Origin of the sequence: Cytobacillus sp. OWB-43 (assembly GCF_034651445.1) — a bacterium.
GTDB classification, from domain to species: domain Bacteria; phylum Bacillota; class Bacilli; order Bacillales; family Cytobacillaceae; genus Cytobacillus; species Cytobacillus kochii.
In genome coordinates this window covers 850,485-868,213 of record NZ_JAYEFF010000001.1, presented here as the reverse complement: position 1 = coordinate 868,213, position 17,729 = coordinate 850,485, and the positions used below count along the sequence as shown (strand labels likewise).

The window sequence follows — 17,729 nt, the reverse complement described above, 5'->3', positions numbered from 1 at the left end:
ACAGAAGCATTATTACAAGGGGGAGCTGAAATGGGGAAACTAAAAAACAAGATTGCGCTCGTCACTGGAGGAGGCTCAGGAATTGGCAGATCAATTGTCGAGCGTTTTGTTCAAGAAGAAGCTCGCGTGATTGTATTAGATATAGACGAACAATCTTTACATGTCACTTGTAATGAAATCAATCATCAAGTTCCTGGTTCTTGCCTACCGAAGATTTGTGACGTCACATCGAGTAATCAAGTGAACAATGTCATCAAAGATTGTTGGAAACAACTAGGTACTATCGATATTTTAATAAATAATGCGGGTGGAGGTTGTATGGAACACCCCATTCATCTATTGGAACTAACAGAAGACATGTGGAATCGTGTATTTGATTTAAATACAAAAAGTATTTTCCTCGTATCTCAATCTTTTATTAGAAATCATGTTGAAAAAGGGACACAAGGAACAATTGTCAATATGGCTTCACAAGCAGGAATCAACCCAAATAATTCGATGAGGCCACATTATAGTGCAGCAAAGGCGGCTGTTATAGGTTTAACTAAGCATATGTCAAAAGAGTTTTCCCCATCAGGATTTAGGATTAATGCAATTGCTCCAGGCTATTGTGTTAGTGGTGAGAGAATGCAGAAAATATGGAAGAACCGAGATGTTGGATCCACATTAAGAAATGTTCCAATCGGCAGACCATCCGCACCTCATGAGCAAGCTGCTGCTGTTACATTCTTAAGCTCAGACGATGCATCTTATATTACAGGTGTAACATTGGATGTTAGTGGTGGTGGGTTTTAAAAAATATATATGGGAGGTCATCAGATGTCAGAATTATCAGTATTACAAGAAAAAAAAGGAAGAATAGCCTATATCATATTGAATCGCCCAGAAAAATTAAATGCTTTAAATAACCAGCTGTTAACAGAACTTGATCAAGCGCTAAACGAAATTGAACAAGATGATTCTATTAGTGTAGTCATTATAAAAGGAAGTGGGAGAGCCTTTAGTGTAGGCTACGATGTTGGTAAGTACAGTCATCCGACTGTCACTGAAGATCGAGATAAATTAGAGGAATTTACGAAAAGATGGTTAAGAATATGGGCCTTTCCCAAACCAATCATTGCTCAAGTGCATGGTTATGCATTGGCAGGGGGTACACAGCTATTAGCTTCATGTGACTTTGTCATCACAGCGGAGAATGCCCAATTTGGCTTTCCCTCTCTGCCTCTTGGAGGAGGATTTGTCGGGATTTATTGGGGGTGGCATATTGGGCATCAACGAGCAAAATTACTAGACTTAACAGCTGGAAGTAGAATAACAGGTATTGAAGCAACAGAGTATGGATTTGCCGCTCGTTGTTTTAAAGAAGCTGAATTAGAAGATAAAACATTAGAAATTGCTAAAGGAATTGCCAAAACACCTCTTGATATTTTGAAGTTAAAGAAGCAAGCACATAATCGCGTAATGGACATTCAAGGATTTAGAACGAGTGTAATGTTTGGTCCAGAACAGGATGCAATTATCCATACGACTGAAGGGATTCAATCAATTAGAGAGAAGATAAATGAATTGGGCCTTAAGCCAACCATTCAATGGTTTAATGAACAAGAAATTTAAAAGGAGGAATGGATGCCTATCAGGATGTTCAGAGGGAAAGTGGCTATTATTACAGGCGGTGCAGGGGGAATAGGCGAAGCAACAGTGAAGAAATTGTTGAGTGAGGAAGCAAAAGTAGTTGTTTTTGATTTACAACAAGGAAAATGGCAGGGCTATCAAGACGATATTGAGGAAATAAAAGTAGATATTAGGAATAGAAGAGAGGTTGAAGAAGCTGTAAAGAGTGTATATAAAAAGTTTAATCGCATTGATATTTTGATCAATTGTGCTGGAATATTAAAAGATCATCTAATTGATGATATGTTGGATCATGAGTGGGATACAGTCATTGATGTAAATTTAAAAGGTTCCTTTAATTGTTGTAGAGCGGTTACACCTTATATGAAGAGACAGCAACAAGGAAAGATCATCTTAATTTCATCCGTCGCAGCTCTAGGTACACAAGGAAGAGTCAACTATGCTGCTGCAAAAGCAGGCATTCAAGGACTGACAAGATCTTTAGCCATTGAACTTGGTCCCCATGGCATCCATGTTAATGCGGTTGCCCCTGGCTATATAGAAACACAGATGAGTAAAGTGTCTGAAGCCGATGCGCATAAGAGGGGAATTGATAATTTCAATCAAATGAAGCAAGCGATACTCGATCGGAATCCAATAAGAAGAATTGGTCAACCAGAAGATGTGGCAAATGTCATTGAATTTTTGGCAACAGAAAAATCCGATTATGTTACAGGACAAATCATCTATGTATCAGGAGCTCCAAATAATTAACAGACTATGGATTTTATTGAACTTGTGACTAAAAGGGGATAGAAAAATTGATCATGTAGAACAAGTTAAGTCACCAGTTTTGCTTGACGGATCAATCCATCTCTTCATCCCACGGAAGGAGGATTTATCGTTGGAAACTAACGGCAATACTAAAAAAACAATCGCAGAAGATCAACTAAAAGAAATGGGTTATTGGGATTCGATAATGGATTATATATCGACTTTCGTTACTGACTTTTATCATATATACAAAGACTTCTTATGTACTCCTTATACAAATCATATTTTTGATGCAAAAACAATTGAGCTGATTCATATCGCAATAAACGCTTCTCCGACAAACCTTTGCCAAAGCAAACTAGAAATGCATATGAAAAACGCAATCAATCACGGGGCAAAAAAAGAGGAAATATTCGAGGTTCTTAAACTCGTTAGTGTGCTAGGCATGCATACTTGTGCAGTAGGAATACCGATTTTAGTAGATGAATATAATGCGTACTCAAACGATTCTATGCCTGTAAAGTTGAACGAAAGCCAAAAGGAACAAAAAGATCAGTTTATAAAGAAAATGGGCTATTGGAACCGTTTTCGTGACATACTTCTAGTTAATGATGAACCATTTTTTGAAAGTTATCTTAAAGTTTTAACAAACCCTTGGGAAAAAGACATCATCAGTGCAAAGCTAAAAGAATTTATTTATATTGCAATCGATAGCTCTACAACACATTTATTCGAGAATGGGATTCGAATTCATATAAGAAATGCATTGAAGTATGGAGCTAGCTTTGAAGAGATAATGGAAATTTTAAAAATTGTCAGTACACAAGGCAGTAGTACTTTTCATATAAGCTTGCCTATTTTGGAAGAAGCGCTTTCAGAAATATAAAAAGAAGTCCTTAGATTTAAGGGATTATAAAGATACAATAAATAGTCTCTAGTTAAATTTTTGTAATATTTAGTCAAAAGTTGAAAATCAAATGAAATGGAGTGTTGGATTATGCCTATTTTAGGAAAAGATATGACATTTGGACTATTCTTCTTGAATTCGGTTGCCCCTTGGAAAACTGATGCAGAAGAGTTACGTGATGGATTAGAACAAATAAAGGTTGCTGATCAATTAGGATTTCATTCAGCATGGATTGCTGAACATAATGCTCGTGCTTACGGTGTTGTTAGTTCTACATCTGTTTATCTGGCAGCAGCAGCCGCACAAACGAATACAATTATGCTAGGCTCTGCCGTTTCTAGATTACCTCTCCATCACCCATTACAATTAGCTGAAGATATGGCATTAGTTGATATTATCAGTAATGGTAGATTGTATTTAGGCGTTGGTAAAGGCTACGATGCATTAGAATATGAAGCATATAATATTGACTTTGATCAACGTCATGAAAAATACTTAGAGTCATTAGATATTCTTACTACCGCATTGAAAAATGAGAAGGTTACTTATGCAGGAAAATTCTTTGATATCAAAGACATTCCTGTTTACCCAAGACCCGTCCGTCGTTCAGGACCACCGATATTTGTAATGGTATCTGGTAATGATTCTTCTATCATTAATGCAGCAAAACAGGGGCATTCATTTGTTCTAGGAGGAATAACGAATGAAGATACGAATCACAAGATTGCATTGTATAAAAAGTCTGCACTTGAATCAGGTTTAACTCCTGAATATGTTGAAAATGCGGTTGCTCGATCTGGAAAGTTACTTTTCTGCTATGTTGCAGAAACGACTGAACAAGCACAAGAGGAATATAGAAAAGGGCTTGAATGGTATATGAGTGAAAGGGATAACCGACCAACATTTGGTGTGATTGATAGAGAAAGAAATATAGATTACCAACATTTTTTACAATCGGAGAATACATTAGTTGGATCACCAGAAAAAGTAATACATGATATACAAGAATACAAGAGAATTACAGGTTTAAATAATATGATTCTTTGGATGAATATTGGTGGTCAACCACAACGGCAAGTGTTAAAGTCGATGAAGTTGTTCTCAGAAAAAGTGATGCCATATTTTTCGCAGACAGAACATTCCATTCGCTAATGCGGTGTAATGAAAACGTTTACTAAAAAGGGGGAACTTTATGAGATACAAGGCATTAATAGTTACACTGTTCATTTCACTCTTGTTTTTATCAGCTTGTTCTTCTCAAAAAACAGCTTCCGGCGAAAAAATATATCAATTAAACTTAAATGTTTCAGCCGGACCTGTACATCCTTTTACCAAACAAGTAGCAGAGCCGTGGGCAGAAATGGTTGAAGAAGAGACGAATGGGATTGTTCAAGTTAATATTTTCCCTAGTGCTGCTTTAGGAGAGCTTTCTTCTGCCTATGAAGATATAAAATCAGGCCTTTATGAAGCTGGAATTGTATCACCAGGTAGACATATAGATACAGACCTTTTCCCGTTAACTATTGGTGATTTGCCTTTTCTAATTGATGACCCCGCAATCGCAGAATCTGTCCTTACTCAATTCAAAGATAAATATATGAAAGATACTTTTAAAGAAGGACAATTTATGTCAATTTCTTCCACTGACGCTTATCAATTATATAGTACTCAACCAATTCGTACGATGAAGGATTTAAAGAAACTGAAGATAGCCGATTCAGTTCTTGAAAGAATCGAGTTATTCAAAGAGTTAGACGCCATACCAGTATCCTTGAATAATACAGAATTATATGAATCTGTTGAAAAAGGCATAGTCGATTCCGTTGCTTACACCGCAGTCGGTGCAAATGGATTCAAATTAGAAGAAGTGAGTCCTTATATGACGAAATTAGATATTGGTGTGGCAACACAAATGTTTATGATGAATCATGACTTTTTAGAGAGCTTACCTGAAGAGATAAAAGAGATGTTTTATGAAAAATTTGGCCCTGCCTACGCCAGTTTGATTACAGACCTTTACACACAAAGTGCTGACAAAGCGATTGATACTTTTGAAATGAATGTAAAAGAAGATGGAGGCAAAGTAATCATTCCTACTGAAGAAGAACTAGCTACGTTTAGAAAACCTGCAAAAATTGTAATGGATCAATGGGTAGAAATTGCAAATAAGAGAGGCTATCCTGGCGAAGAAATGATGGCGTACTTTACAAGTCTACTTGAAGATAAAGGGATTATCATTCCAGAATAATGAAAAGGGGCTACTAAATGAGCCCCGACATATTTTAATAGTAGTGATCATTTGTGATTGGAGGGTTAAAGATGTGGGCGAAAATAATTTCGAAATGTACTCAAATCAATAAATGGTTGGCATTCCTCTCATTGATAGTAATGATGATAATTGTTGCCTTTTCAGCTATATCAAGAGGTTTAGGCAGTCCGATTGTCGGTGATGTTGAGCTTGTCCAATTAACAATGGTTACATTGATCGTAGGTGCCCTTTCGTATACTGAAAATCTAAGAGCTCATATTTCGGTAGGGATCCTAGCAGATCATTTTCCAATCAAAGTTCAATATGTGATTGATTTAATTTCTTCTATATTAATTACGATTTTCGCTTTTTTAGTTGCTTATGTTTTTTTCATCAAATTTGATCTCGCCGAAGCCTCTATCATTCTCAGGATACCTTTTTTCTACTTTAAAGCCCTATTAATATTTGGTTTCATCGGCTGGGGATTTGAATCAATCAAGCAGATAGTTGGTCACATTAAGTTACTCACACAAGGAAAGTAGGGAGGGGATTCGTTTGGATGTAACTGCTATAGGTGTAATTGTTTTAGTTTTTGTGTTTATTTTAATGTTTTTAAGAATTCCGATTGTAGTAGCAATGGCGTTACCTGCCTGTATAGGTATTTTAGTCTTAAAAAGTGAAAATGCATTGTTTACTGCTATTGAAAGCATCATTTGGCACCATAGTTATAGCTATACATTAAGTACCATTCCTCTATTTGTATTAATGGGACAATTTTTATATGTTGCTGGATTTAGTGACGAATTATTCACCGCATTCAAGAATTGGTTCGGCAAGCTTAAAGGCGGCTTAGGTATAGCAACCATTGGGGCATCGGCTATGTTTGCCGCTTCCTCAGGTTCGAGTTTAGCAACAACAGGAACCATTGGAGTCGTCGCATCAAAAGAAATGCTCAAAGCGGGCTATGCTAAAAGCTTAACAGGTGGATCGATTGTCGCAGGAGGAACATTAGGCATACTTATCCCTCCAAGTACCATGTTCATTCTTTATGGCATGATGACCGAGCAATCTATAGGCAAGTTACTAATGGCAGGCATTGTACCTGGAATTTTATTGACGCTTTTTTTTATGCTAACGATATGGATTAGTATATTGATCAAGCCTAGTTTAGTTTCGGGGACTTATGAGAACAACGTACCTTGGAGTGAAAAAGTTAAATCTTTAAAAACGAATATATGGATTATTTTACTATTTATCCTAGTTATGGGTGGAATATATATCGGATTTTTCACCGCTACAGAAGCAGCTGGTTTTGGGGCATTAGGTGCTTTACTTGTTGCCTTATTAAGAAAAAAACTGACATTCGCTCGATTTCGTGAAGCGATTTTTAGTACAGTAAAAACGACTGGTTTTATTTTCGCTATTGTGATGGGGGCATTTCTCTTAAACTTTATTTTGACGATTACGAGAGTACCGAATCTATTAGCCGACTTTTTATTTAGTAAAGAATTATCACCAACAATGATTTTTTTACTCATTGTGCTTATGTATTTAATTTTAGGAGCCATTATGGATACAATGGCAATGATTGTCGTCACAATCCCAATCATCATGCCAATCATTCAAGCGCTTGAATTTGATTTGATTTGGTTTGGCGTAATTATTGTTCTCCTCGTAGAGATGGCCTTAATTTCACCACCAGTTGGGATGAATTGTTTTGTGTTGAAGGGCGTCGTGGACGACCTTGACCTTCAATCCATATTTAAAGGCGCACTATTGTTCATGATTCCAATTCTATCATTAATAATATTGTTATATATTTTCCCTGAAATCGCCCTATTTCTACCGAATTACGTAAGGTGATTCAATTTTCTTCAAAAGTACATCCAACTTGCTTCAATCAGGGAGAAGGTGAAAATGAAAACGTTTACTACATCTATCTTCTCCCTTCATTTGTATTCAAAATTATAAATTTATGAAATAATTAAAAAATGAATGGAGGTTGAATATATGAAAGTAATTCATTCGGTTACCGGGCCAATTGAAGTCAACAAACTAGGTAAAACACTTATCCATGAACATTTAAGGACAAGAGCAGAAGAAGTCGCTGTTCAATTCCCCCATTTATACAATCATGATGAAGAATATCAATTAGCTTTAGAACAAGTGCTTGGTGTTAAGAAACAAGGGGTACAGACTATTTTTGATCCAAGTGTAATGGGACTAGATCGTGACGTCAGATTTATGCAAAGGGTTTCTAGGGCATCAGGAGTAAATATCATTGCTGCTGCAGGTATCTTTACATTTCATTATTTACCGACACGCTTTATGTTCAATGACATCGACTTTATGGTAGAACAATTTGTAAGGGATATTGAAGTAGGCGTTCAAAATAGTGAGATCAAAGCAGGCTTTTTAAAATGTGCAACGGATGTTCCTGGTCTTACTCCTCAAGTAGAAAAAGTTTTAAGAGCAGTCGCTCGGGCACACCTCCGCACAGGAGTACCTATCATGACTCATTCAGTACCCTCCAAAGAAAATGGCCTCACTCAAATTGAAATTTTTGAAGAGGAAGGCGTTCAATTGAATAAAGTCCTAATCGGTCATTGTGGGGACACTGACCAACTGGGTTATCTCGAAAGATTGTTAGATAAAGGGGTTTATATCGGAATGGACCGCTATGGTCTTACCTCTACTTTATCAACAGAAAGACGAAATGCGACAATAAACGCGCTTATTCAAAAAGGATACACTAATAGAATGTTTTTATCACAAGATTATTGTTGTACGACAGATAGATATAAACCTGAAAGTTTAAAAAAGGAAGTATACCCCGATTGGTCAATGACATTTTTATTAGATAAAGTGGTTCCTATGTTGATAGCTGATGGGGTAAGTGAAGAACAAATCCATACGATGCTCTATGAAAATGTGAAAACATGGTTAAATTAATTGAAAATCAACATACCCAAATGTTTCATTAATATCGTTAGATAAGGGGGGATGAGGATGAAGTTATTTGTAACTGGTTTTTCACCTTTGGATGTGTTTGTCGAAGAAGAAATCTCAATAAGGAAACAAAATTTCCAAGAATTAGTAGTACAAAAATTAGAAGCAAAAGATATTTTGAAAAACCCTACCTATATACAAAATGATGATGTATTAATTTGTGGTGCTACCATTTATGAAGAGTTTAAGAAGCGTCATGTTAGAGGACATTTGATTCCATTTCGCGTACAAACGAATGAATTTCTAAAAGCATTAAATCAAGCCGTACGACTTGGAAATGAAATTAATATTATTAATTATAAAGAAAAGTTTTTTAAGGAAGATTTGTCGGATTTAGAAAATTTATTGAATATAAAGATTAACCAATACTCTTATCCGAATGTAGAGTCCATTGATGATTTAATCGATGAGCTTGTTGCGAACAATCAAAATAGTGTCATAGGTTCTGGCTTAATTGTCTCTAAAGCTATTAAAAAAGGATTAAGCGGGTTCATTTGGTATGGAAGAGAAAGTGTAAAACAGGCAGTCGATATTGCATTCAATGTATTAACCGGGAGATTTGAAGAGCAAAGTAATTTAAAACGTCAAGAATATATATTAGAACATTTTAATGAAGGTGTCATTAGTTTAAACGTAACAAACAGAATCCTTCAAATCAATCAAAAAGCAATCGAATTGTTAGATCTACAAAAATATCGAGATTTGAAAGGGATTTCAATCAATGAAATTGGGGAGTTTGGTTTTATTTCTAAAAGCTCAAAACAAAATGTTCCTATCAAGGGGAAATTACTTGATTATAAAAACAAAACTTTATTTTTAAACTCCTTCCCAATCTATGTTAAAGGTATTTTTGACGGAACGGTTATCATTATTTCGGACACGGACGAGATACAAAAACATGAAAAGAAAATAAGAAAAAAGTTATATGATCAATCCAATCGCGCCATTTACGACTTTCATGATATTGTCGGTAAGAGTAGAGCGATTCAAAAGACAAAGTTAAAGGCCAGAAAGTTTGCGAAAACCGATGCAAATGTTTTAATCATTGGAGAATCAGGAACTGGGAAAGAGCTTTTTGCACAAAGTATACATAATGAAAGCTCTCGCTCATCTGAACCTTTTATTGCAATCAATTGTGCAGCAATCCCGGAAAACTTAATTGAATCAGAGTTTTTTGGTTATACAGAAGGTGCTTTTACAGGCGCAAAAAAAGAGGGAAAAGCAGGTTTATTCGAACTTGCTCATAAAGGTACTGTATTTTTAGATGAATTAGGAGAAATCCCATTAAGCATGCAATCAAAATTATTAAGAATTCTTCAAGAAAAAGTCGTTAGACGTGTGGGAAGTGCTTCGATTATCCCAATAGACGTGAGAATTATTGCTGCTACAAATGTGAACTTGCTTGAAAAAGTGAGGAAAGGTGAGTTTCGTTTAGATTTATTTTATCGTATTAGTGTATTAAATCTTATTTTACCGACATTAAATCAACGCAAAGAAGATTTGGAAGATTTGGTTTTATCTTATACTGCCAAGCGATATCCTCATTTTTTACATACGATAAATGAGCACATTTATGAAATGACAGAACTATTAGCAGAGTACCAATGGCAGGGAAATATTAGGGAATTGGAAAACAATCTTGAACGGTTATTTGCCTACTTAGAATCACCAACAAAGTTGACTAGAAAAGAGTTAATGCATTATTTAATTGAAACATTAGAGGATAATGACTTTTCACAATTAAATGCTGACCTTTATGCCGAAAATACGTCATCTCAAGATCTAATAAAAAAAGCAGAGATGAGTACAATCAAAGATGTGCTAAATAAAACAAATGGGAACAAAAGTGAGGCAGCAAAATTACTAGGGATCAGCAGAAGTACATTATGGCGGAAGTTAAATGAAGAAGAATTAATTTGAATATAATCATCGTCGAATCTTAACGCTCCCAATGTTGCAAAATTCATCATATTGGTTCGAATATGATACATATAAAATAAGCTGTGTCATCTAATCACTACTTTTTAAATTGGCATAAATATTGCAACTTAATCTTATATTAACAATGCTAAATAAAGGGGAGATTAAGGATGCGATTATTAGGGATTTCTGGAACAATAACAGGCTCGAAAACGTTAGTCGTAGTAAATAAAGTATTAGATGAATTAAAATCAATTCACCCTGAAATAGAAGTAGAGTTACTAGACTTAAAGAATTTTGACCTGCAATTTTGTGATGGCAGACATCCTTCTGATTACAATGATGATACAAAAAAAGTGATTGAAACCATCACTTCCGCTGATTTTTATGTTATCGGATCACCTATTTTTCAAGGATCGATAACAGGCGTACTTAAAAATTTGTTTGATTTAGTTCCTCCAGATGTATTTCGTAACAAAGTCATGGGATTTATTGCGACAGGAGGAACATATCAACATTATCTCGTAATTGAAAATCAATTAAAACCGATTGCAGGCTATTTTCGTGCATATGTATCTCCAAGCTATGTGTACGCACATATTGATCATTTCAATCATAAGAACGAACTAATTGATAAAGATGTCTTATTAAGAGTGAAAAACTTAGCCAGTGAACTGGCTTATATGAATCAAGCATTATCTAAAACACAATATATTAAATAGGAAGAGACTCAATAAGAAGATAGCGATTACTCAAAATCAAACAGCCAATCTCTGCATGTAGTAGCGCTTATTTTCATCCTATTGTTAGACATCATCATATTTTCAAAAGAGGTTGGGACATAAGTATTCTAGCTAAGGATTGATCCGAGTGATTAGGGGTATCTAACATCTAATCATTCGGATTTTTTGTAATGATTTCCTTATATGATGTAAATAGTGAAATGGGAAAGCTGCGACCCCGCAAGCAATGCCGTGGAAGCTCAGCCCCTTATCTCGGAAAGCGAGTGTCTGTAGCACAATGGTAAGGACTTTTTTGCAAATGATGTTCTTAAGATCATCATTTGTTACTGATTGTTTTTAAGGTTAGCTCATTTAGTGATTACCCAGCCCCTTTATTGAGTACTCCCACATAAGCAAAGGTAAAAATTGTAATGAGCTAAACTAAAGGGTACGGACTGACATGAAATCTAAAGGTAGCAAACGACAAACGAATGCAGAGTGATAGAGAAAAAGCTTATATTCTTTTCTTGATAGATATGACTATTCACCAATTTAAAGATAAACAGGCGAATAGTCCGAAGCCATTGCCTCAAACATTCAAAAGGGGATGGCATGCAAAACAAACTTTATAGGGGTATTATTGAAATATAGACACTTTTTGTAAATGTTTAAATGAATCATCTTGATTAATCCTTTCCAAGTAGATATTGGTAGTCGATATATCTGCATGTCCAGCCCAATCTTTGACAACGGCAAGGGGGACATCGTTTTCGAGCAACATCGTAACAAATGTATGTCTGAACCAATGCGGGGAGATATTTGATTGTTTTCCTGCTAAGGTAACGGCTTCTTTTACAATTTTATACAAGGCAGGATAGGACAAGCGCTTTGGATCTGTCTCAATATCATTTTTATTGTAGAGGGAGAAGAAGAGAGGCGTTGTATCATTGCTATTCCATTCTATCGGTGCACAAATACTTTCTCGATAAGTAAAGAGAACTTCTTTTACTTCTCCTCGAATGGGTATGGAACGATGCTTTTTTCCTTTTCCTAACACATCAGCATAAAGTGCTCCTCTACGGTTAATACGAAAACTTCCCCAGTTCAAGCTTAATAACTCACTGGCACGCATACCGGTTGTATAAAGTAAATATCCAATTAATAAGTTGCGATTTTGCAAGGCCTCTCGATTTTTCTTTGCTTTTACAACTTGGGGAAAGCAGGCTATCAAATGTTCAGCATCATGAGGTGTTAGTTCTCGTACTTGACCGCTATCCGGTTGGGCAAAATGCCCTTTTTTACTAGAAGGTTTCGAAACCCACGTAGATAAATGTGCGACATAAAATTGTGTCTCATAGCCAAAGTCTAATATTCTCCGAAAAAATTCTAATTTTCTAATTGCCGATTTTGGTGCATATTTTTCATTAATATAATGATTATAGGCTTTCACTTCTGGAAAACCGATATCTCTAAATCCAAGCTGATGATCATTCATAAAAATTAATAATGTTTTTGCATCTGTACGATAAGCTTTCAAAGTATGGGGAGATAACTCTTTATTACTTGTAAAAATCTTTACGACAAAAAACATTTCAAGTAATTCTTGATCACTGGCATTTTTTAAGCTGAGATTTCGATTGGAATCTAGTAAGTTACTAGATGCTAGCCGATTTTGTAATTGCCGTAAATAATCTTCATTTGAAATGGTATGTAATAAAATTAATTCATCCATAAGAAGGAACTCCTTTTTAATTAACAATAATTATATTATGTATAGTAAAGATAATGCGTAATTATCTTTACTTATATATTATCATAGAAATCTATGAAAATAAAATTATATATTTCCAGTAATTAGGATGCTTGAGAATCGCCCTCAGACGAAATTATCTTTTTTTTAATAGGTATTTACTCATTCGTTTCTTATAAAATATCTCTTGGTATAAAGGGATATTATTCAGATAAATGAAAGAATCAGATTTCAAAAATATTATTAGTAAATATAATAAAATATTATAATTAATGAGATTTAGCTAAAAACCACTAGGAGGGATGAAATCAAAAAGAAGTGGCAATGTGCTAGGTATGGAATCGGAAGGCGTCGATTTTGCTTCTACAAAGGAGAGCTTTTTGTTCATTAATTGTACATATGTAAGCCAGGAATAAGTTGGCTATTTTCCCTAAGTTCATTTTTACATGTATTTTGATTATAAAAAACAATGTTTTGCATAAATGCCCTACGATTCGAGCAAGTGTACCACTGGAAATCTTAATTTCCAGTGGTACATGCAAGCTCCCTTATAGTCGAACAGAAGAAGGCATGATATATCTATGTCTTTCATCTCTCTTATAATTGTCAATAAAAAGCGCCAAAATGGGATTAAGAATAAGTTTTATGTTCCTTCAAATAAGGGACTAATCCACCTTCATTTAGTATCTTTACCATTACCTCAGGGATTTGTGTCCCCTCATATACTTCATTTTTTGATAAGTTTGTCACTTTTCCGTTCTTTAAATCTACTTCTACTTCATTATTCATATTGATAGAGTGATCCTTCACTTCAATAACAGGCAAGCCAATGTTGATTGCGTTGCGGAAGAAAATGCGCGCAAAGGATTGCGCAACAACGGCAGAGATCCCTGCTTTTTTTAACGCAAGAGGGGCCTGTTCTCTTGATGAGCCACAGCCGAAGTTGCTTCCTCCCACGATGATGTCACCTTGTTTTACTCTTGTGCGAAACTCAGGATCTAAATCTTCAAGGACATGATCGGCTAAGTCTTGTAAATTTAGTGTTTTAGTGTATTTTCCGGGTATAATCCGGTCAGTATCGATATTATCTCCGTATACATGTGTTTGACCTTTAATAATCAAGAAAATGCCTCCTTTAGTGTTGTAGGGTCAGTGATTTTTCCATTCAAGGCGGAGGCTGCAACAGTTGCTGGAGATGCTAAGTATACATTGGAGTGACGATTTCCCATTCTACCTTGAAAGTTACGATTTGTCGCCGAAATAACGTTTTCTCCGTTCCCTGGTACCCCTTGGTGCGTCCCAACACATGGCCCGCAGCCTGAAGATATGAAGGATGCACCTGCTGCAGTTAAGATCTCCACAGTCCCATCCTTTAGTGCATCTAGTAATACCTTTTGCGATGCGGGAGCAATGATTAGACGAACATCTGGATGAATACGCCTCCCTTTTAAAATCTCTGCTGCCACATGTAAATCTTGCAATCTGCCATTTGTGCAACTTCCGATAAAAGCCATTTGGATAGGTGTGTTAATGGCTTCAGCAATATCTCTTACATTGTCTGGAGAATGAGGGATGGAAATTTCAGGATTAATTTGGCTGACATTAAATAAAAACTCTTTTTCATACGCTGCATCCTCATCACCATATATATGATCAAAATTGTATGGAAGCTCTAATCCTGTAGTATCAACAAAACAAGCTTTAGCTCCCATTTCAATGGCCATATTGGAAAGAGTCATCCGGTCATCAAGTGAAAGTAATTCGACTGCAGGGCCTGTGAATTCGATTGCTTTATAGGTTGCACCTTCAATTCCTAACTGACCGACGATATATAAAATTAAGTCTTTAGCAGACACACCTCGTTGCAGCTTTCCATTCAAAGTGATCTTGAATGAAGCAGGTACTTTTAGCCAAGTTTGCCCTGTCAACATGACTCCTGCCAAATCGGTTGAACCCACACCTGTAGCAAAGGCACCCAATGCACCATATGTACAAGTATGGGAGTCCGCTCCTAAAAATAATTGACCTGGCTTCACATGATGATTTTCTACCATCAGCTGATGACATATGCCTTCACCGATATCGTAAAGCTTTATATTCTGAGCTTTCGCAAACTCTCTCATGAATGTATGAAGATTTGCGATTTTTTCGTTAGGCGCTGGTGCAGCATGGTCAATAATAAGGAAAACCTTTTTTGCATCCCATACCTTCCATCCACCCATATCCTGAAAGGCCTTAATTGTAAGAGGGGCAGTTGTGTCGGTAGCCATCACACCATCGACATTGACAATTGCAATTTCATTTTGCTTAACTTGTTTATTTGCATGTGCTGATACGATTTTTTCAATAATGGTTTGTCCCATAATGAATCATCCTCCTAATTTTTGATAACCCATCATAGCTGATAATTTTTCTGCTGACTGTATGGCTGCTTTTATAAATAACTGTTTATTATTATCTAGCCTTGCTGATAGCCCTGAGATAGAGAGTCCGCCAATTAGCTGCTGCTGGCTATTTAAAATGGGGGTGGAAATCGCAAATGCTCCGATAATTCGTTCATCCATGCTGAAGGCAAATCCCTGCTCCTGGAAAAGTAAGAGGTCTTTTTTTAATTCTGTTGTTTCATTCTTCGTCAATCCGGATCCTTCAATAACTTCTTCAATTAGTTCGTCTTTAGAAAAGGCAAGCAGCAGTTTACCTGAAGCCCCTTTATAAAGAGGGTAAGGAATGCCTAAGTTGATAAACTGTCGAATATCTTCCTTTCCCTCTAATTTCTCAATACATATTCTCGAAGCTCCTTGTATGATATTCAAACTTATTGTTTCTTTCGTAATCTCATTAAGCTCATTCATGATAGGCAGGGCCATTTTTCTTAAATCTAGATTTTCAGTAACAATCTGGGCGAAATGTATAAAAGGTAGACCAAGTCGGTAAGTATTCATAGCTGCATTTTTATTAATCAGTTCTTTTTTCATCAAAGAAGAGAGTAATCGAAAGACCGTTGTCCGATTCAGCCCTGTGCGTTTGACGATATCATTGAGTGAAAGCTCCGGTGTTCGTGTTGTGAAGCAATATAATAGTTCAATCGCTCTTTCAACAGATTGAACCGTTTCAGTTTCATTTGTTTTCAAATTTTAATCCCCTTATTACATATTATGAACAACATGTTCACGATACGAACATACAAACATCGTAAGGGAAGTATTAGGAGAAGTCAATACAATTATCAGATTTATTAAAATTTAAAATTAATTCAAAACTTTTTAATGAAATTCATTGACTTAAAAATTTAAATAGTGATAGAATTTATAAAAAATAGAACATGTTTCATAATATGGAACAATAGAAGGTGTCTGAATGGAATATCAACAAGTTTTAAGTGAGTACGCAATCAAATTTCAACTTCATAATGCATCAGAAGAAGTAAAACGGAGAGCGAAATTAATCATTCTTGATTCAATAACTGCCATTATCCATGGAAATCAGTCTTCACATATGCTCAAGCTACAAGAGGATATCAGTCAGAATGAAGCCAATAAAGGCTACGCAACTATTGTAGGCAGACAAGCTTCTATTAACCCTCAGATGGCAGCCTTTATTAATGGGATTGCAATGGTGAGTGAGGAGATGGATGAAGGTAATCCGATAGCAAAAGGGCATCCAAGTTGTCACTTCTTTCCTTCTTTATTGGCCTATGCTGAAACGAGTCACTGCAATGGAAGAAGTTTTTTAGAAAGCTTTATACTCGCCTATGAGATTGCAACTAGAGCAGGGGCAGCTATTACCTTGCGCGACGACATACATCCCCATGGAAATTGGGGAGTAATTGGGGCTATATTTGCTTTAGGTAAACTGAAAAACTATCATGCAAGTGATTACGAGCGAGGATTTTATTTAAGTAGCTCATTGCCTAATGTATCTTTATGGCAGCCTGTGTTAGAAGGTCATCGGTTACGGGATGTATACATTGGTTTGAACAATATGCATTCATTTTTAATTGACCATCTTATTACAGCTGGTTTTTCGAGCAGTCCTAACGCTATGAAGCAAATTTATGGTGATGGAATATTAGGAAAGCGTTTTCAAAGCGAAAAATTAACAGAAAATCTTGGCGTTGAATACTACTTGCTGAAAACTTATTTCAAATTTTATGACTTTTGTCGTTTTTGCCACTCTCCTATGGATGGAGTAATTAAACTATTAAAAATGGAAACAATCCTCCCTAAAGATGTGAAGAGAGTAGATATCTTTACCTATTCAATGGCAGCTAGGCTAAATAATCAAAATGTGAAAAATCCATATGCAGGCAAATTTTCTATACCTTATGCTGTGGCAAGCTTATTTTATCCAAAGGAAAGTCAGAACGAAGAGAGGCTCAATTTTACCAAGAAAGTATTTGTTCATGAGGATGTTAATATGACAAAATTGCTTCCTGACCAACGCGATTCACGTGTTGTACTTAAAATGGTAAATCAACAGCAATTTACGATGACTGTTAGTGGAGCTAGCGGAGATGCTCATGAGGTAGGACTTGAACAAAAAGTAATAGAAAAAAGCGAAAGAACTTTAGGAAAGGTTCTTAGCTGTCAGCGTGCAAAGGATCTTATAGAAAAAATTCTTTCTTTAGAAGAATTGGAAGATATATCAACAATCACAGAATTGCTGAGACCAGCTCATTAATTATTGCAAAATAAAAAATATTGTAAATAAATATGACATCTTAGTTGTCAATTTATTTTATAGTGTTACTATGATAATTAAATGAAACTAGTTTCACAATATGGAACA

The 17,729-nt window shown here is 35.7% G+C and carries 16 protein-coding genes; 12 read left to right on the top strand and 4 right to left on the bottom strand.

Features of this window, described 5'->3' with window-relative positions; all coding sequences use genetic code 11:
• Nucleotides 1-30 precede the first annotated feature (30 nt).
• From U9M49_RS04305 to U9M49_RS04255, 11 genes are all read left to right on the top strand, one after another.
• Nucleotides 31-795 (top strand): SDR family NAD(P)-dependent oxidoreductase, encoded by a 765-nt coding sequence (locus U9M49_RS04305; RefSeq protein ID WP_095373281.1) that lies wholly within the window; start codon nt 31-33, stop codon nt 793-795.
• 24 nt (nt 796-819) lie between these two features.
• Nucleotides 820-1,614 (top strand): enoyl-CoA hydratase-related protein, encoded by a 795-nt coding sequence (locus U9M49_RS04300; RefSeq protein WP_322909347.1) that lies wholly within the window; start codon nt 820-822, stop codon nt 1,612-1,614.
• A gap of 12 nt (nt 1,615-1,626) precedes the next feature.
• Nucleotides 1,627-2,385, top strand: a complete 759-nt coding sequence (locus U9M49_RS04295; RefSeq protein WP_322909346.1) for an SDR family NAD(P)-dependent oxidoreductase — start codon at nt 1,627-1,629, stop codon at nt 2,383-2,385.
• 130 nt (nt 2,386-2,515) lie between these two features.
• Nucleotides 2,516-3,271, top strand: a complete 756-nt coding sequence (locus tag U9M49_RS04290) for a carboxymuconolactone decarboxylase family protein (protein WP_322909345.1) — start codon at nt 2,516-2,518, stop codon at nt 3,269-3,271.
• Between the two features lie 111 nt (nt 3,272-3,382).
• On the top strand, nt 3,383-4,444 hold the full coding sequence (locus U9M49_RS04285; RefSeq protein ID WP_322909344.1) for an LLM class flavin-dependent oxidoreductase: 1,062 nt from the start codon (nt 3,383-3,385) through the stop codon (nt 4,442-4,444).
• 40 nt (nt 4,445-4,484) lie between these two features.
• Complete coding sequence (locus tag U9M49_RS04280) at nt 4,485-5,540, top strand: TRAP transporter substrate-binding protein DctP (RefSeq protein ID WP_322909343.1); 1,056 nt, start codon at nt 4,485-4,487, stop codon at nt 5,538-5,540.
• Nucleotides 5,541-5,611: 71 nt separating this feature from the next.
• The gene (locus U9M49_RS04275; protein WP_322909342.1) at nt 5,612-6,082 is read left to right on the top strand and encodes a TRAP transporter small permease; all 471 of its coding nucleotides are present in this window, start codon (nt 5,612-5,614) and stop codon (nt 6,080-6,082) included.
• A 13-nt stretch (nt 6,083-6,095) separates the two neighbouring features.
• A complete protein-coding gene (locus tag U9M49_RS04270; RefSeq protein ID WP_322909341.1) occupies nt 6,096-7,403 on the top strand; it encodes a TRAP transporter large permease in 1,308 nt (435 codons plus the stop codon).
• Between the two features lie 147 nt (nt 7,404-7,550).
• Complete coding sequence (locus U9M49_RS04265; RefSeq protein ID WP_322909340.1) at nt 7,551-8,492, top strand: phosphotriesterase; 942 nt, start codon at nt 7,551-7,553, stop codon at nt 8,490-8,492.
• A gap of 57 nt (nt 8,493-8,549) precedes the next feature.
• The gene (locus U9M49_RS04260; protein WP_322909339.1) at nt 8,550-10,469 is read left to right on the top strand and encodes a sigma 54-interacting transcriptional regulator; all 1,920 of its coding nucleotides are present in this window, start codon (nt 8,550-8,552) and stop codon (nt 10,467-10,469) included.
• A 170-nt stretch (nt 10,470-10,639) separates the two neighbouring features.
• Nucleotides 10,640-11,191: an NADPH-dependent FMN reductase gene (locus U9M49_RS04255; RefSeq protein ID WP_095373291.1), complete on the top strand. Its 552-nt coding sequence runs from the start codon at nt 10,640-10,642 to the stop codon at nt 11,189-11,191.
• Between the two features lie 637 nt (nt 11,192-11,828).
• Here U9M49_RS04255 and U9M49_RS04250 read toward each other — a convergent pair.
• The 4 genes from U9M49_RS04250 to U9M49_RS04235 all read right to left on the bottom strand — a co-directional run bounded on the left by U9M49_RS04250 (nt 11,829) and on the right by U9M49_RS04235 (nt 16,072).
• Nucleotides 11,829-12,923, bottom strand: a complete 1,095-nt coding sequence (locus U9M49_RS04250; protein WP_307313929.1) for a tyrosine-type recombinase/integrase — start codon at nt 12,921-12,923, stop codon at nt 11,829-11,831.
• 648 nt (nt 12,924-13,571) lie between these two features.
• Nucleotides 13,572-14,063 (bottom strand): 3-isopropylmalate dehydratase small subunit, encoded by a 492-nt coding sequence (locus tag U9M49_RS04245; RefSeq protein WP_307313932.1) that lies wholly within the window; start codon nt 14,061-14,063, stop codon nt 13,572-13,574.
• Nucleotides 14,060-15,304 carry a 3-isopropylmalate dehydratase large subunit gene (locus U9M49_RS04240; RefSeq protein WP_322909338.1) on the bottom strand — a complete coding sequence of 415 codons (1,245 nt, stop codon included), beginning with the start codon at nt 15,302-15,304 and terminating at the stop codon, nt 14,060-14,062. Before U9M49_RS04240 ends, U9M49_RS04245 begins: the two co-directional genes overlap by 4 nt.
• Before the next feature lie 6 nt (nt 15,305-15,310).
• Nucleotides 15,311-16,072: an IclR family transcriptional regulator gene (locus U9M49_RS04235; protein WP_322909337.1), complete on the bottom strand. Its 762-nt coding sequence runs from the start codon at nt 16,070-16,072 to the stop codon at nt 15,311-15,313.
• A gap of 226 nt (nt 16,073-16,298) precedes the next feature.
• On the opposite strand from U9M49_RS04235, the gene U9M49_RS04230 reads away from it, so the two are divergent.
• Nucleotides 16,299-17,621 carry an MmgE/PrpD family protein gene (locus U9M49_RS04230; protein ID WP_322909336.1) on the top strand — a complete coding sequence of 441 codons (1,323 nt, stop codon included), beginning with the start codon at nt 16,299-16,301 and terminating at the stop codon, nt 17,619-17,621.
• Nucleotides 17,622-17,729: the final 108 nt, after the last annotated feature.

Bases quoted from the DNA above. Each gene is read 5' to 3' on its own strand.
- U9M49_RS04305 (WP_095373281.1), top strand. From the start codon at position 31: ATGGGGAAACTAAAAAACAAGATTGCGCTCGTCACTGGAGGAGGCTCA.
- U9M49_RS04300 (WP_322909347.1), top strand. From the start codon at position 820: ATGTCAGAATTATCAGTATTACAAGAAAAAAAAGGAAGAATAGCCTAT.
- U9M49_RS04295 (WP_322909346.1), top strand. From the start codon at position 1,627: ATGCCTATCAGGATGTTCAGAGGGAAAGTGGCTATTATTACAGGCGGT.
- U9M49_RS04285 (WP_322909344.1), top strand. From the start codon at position 3,383: ATGCCTATTTTAGGAAAAGATATGACATTTGGACTATTCTTCTTGAAT.
- U9M49_RS04280 (WP_322909343.1), top strand. From the start codon at position 4,485: ATGAGATACAAGGCATTAATAGTTACACTGTTCATTTCACTCTTGTTT.
- U9M49_RS04275 (WP_322909342.1), top strand. From the start codon at position 5,612: ATGTGGGCGAAAATAATTTCGAAATGTACTCAAATCAATAAATGGTTG.
- U9M49_RS04265 (WP_322909340.1), top strand. From the start codon at position 7,551: ATGAAAGTAATTCATTCGGTTACCGGGCCAATTGAAGTCAACAAACTA.
- U9M49_RS04260 (WP_322909339.1), top strand. From the start codon at position 8,550: ATGAAGTTATTTGTAACTGGTTTTTCACCTTTGGATGTGTTTGTCGAA.
- U9M49_RS04255 (WP_095373291.1), top strand. From the start codon at position 10,640: ATGCGATTATTAGGGATTTCTGGAACAATAACAGGCTCGAAAACGTTA.
- U9M49_RS04250 (WP_307313929.1), bottom strand. From the start codon at position 12,923: ATGGATGAATTAATTTTATTACATACCATTTCAAATGAAGATTATTTA.
- U9M49_RS04240 (WP_322909338.1), bottom strand. From the start codon at position 15,304: ATGGGACAAACCATTATTGAAAAAATCGTATCAGCACATGCAAATAAA.
- U9M49_RS04230 (WP_322909336.1), top strand. From the start codon at position 16,299: ATGGAATATCAACAAGTTTTAAGTGAGTACGCAATCAAATTTCAACTT.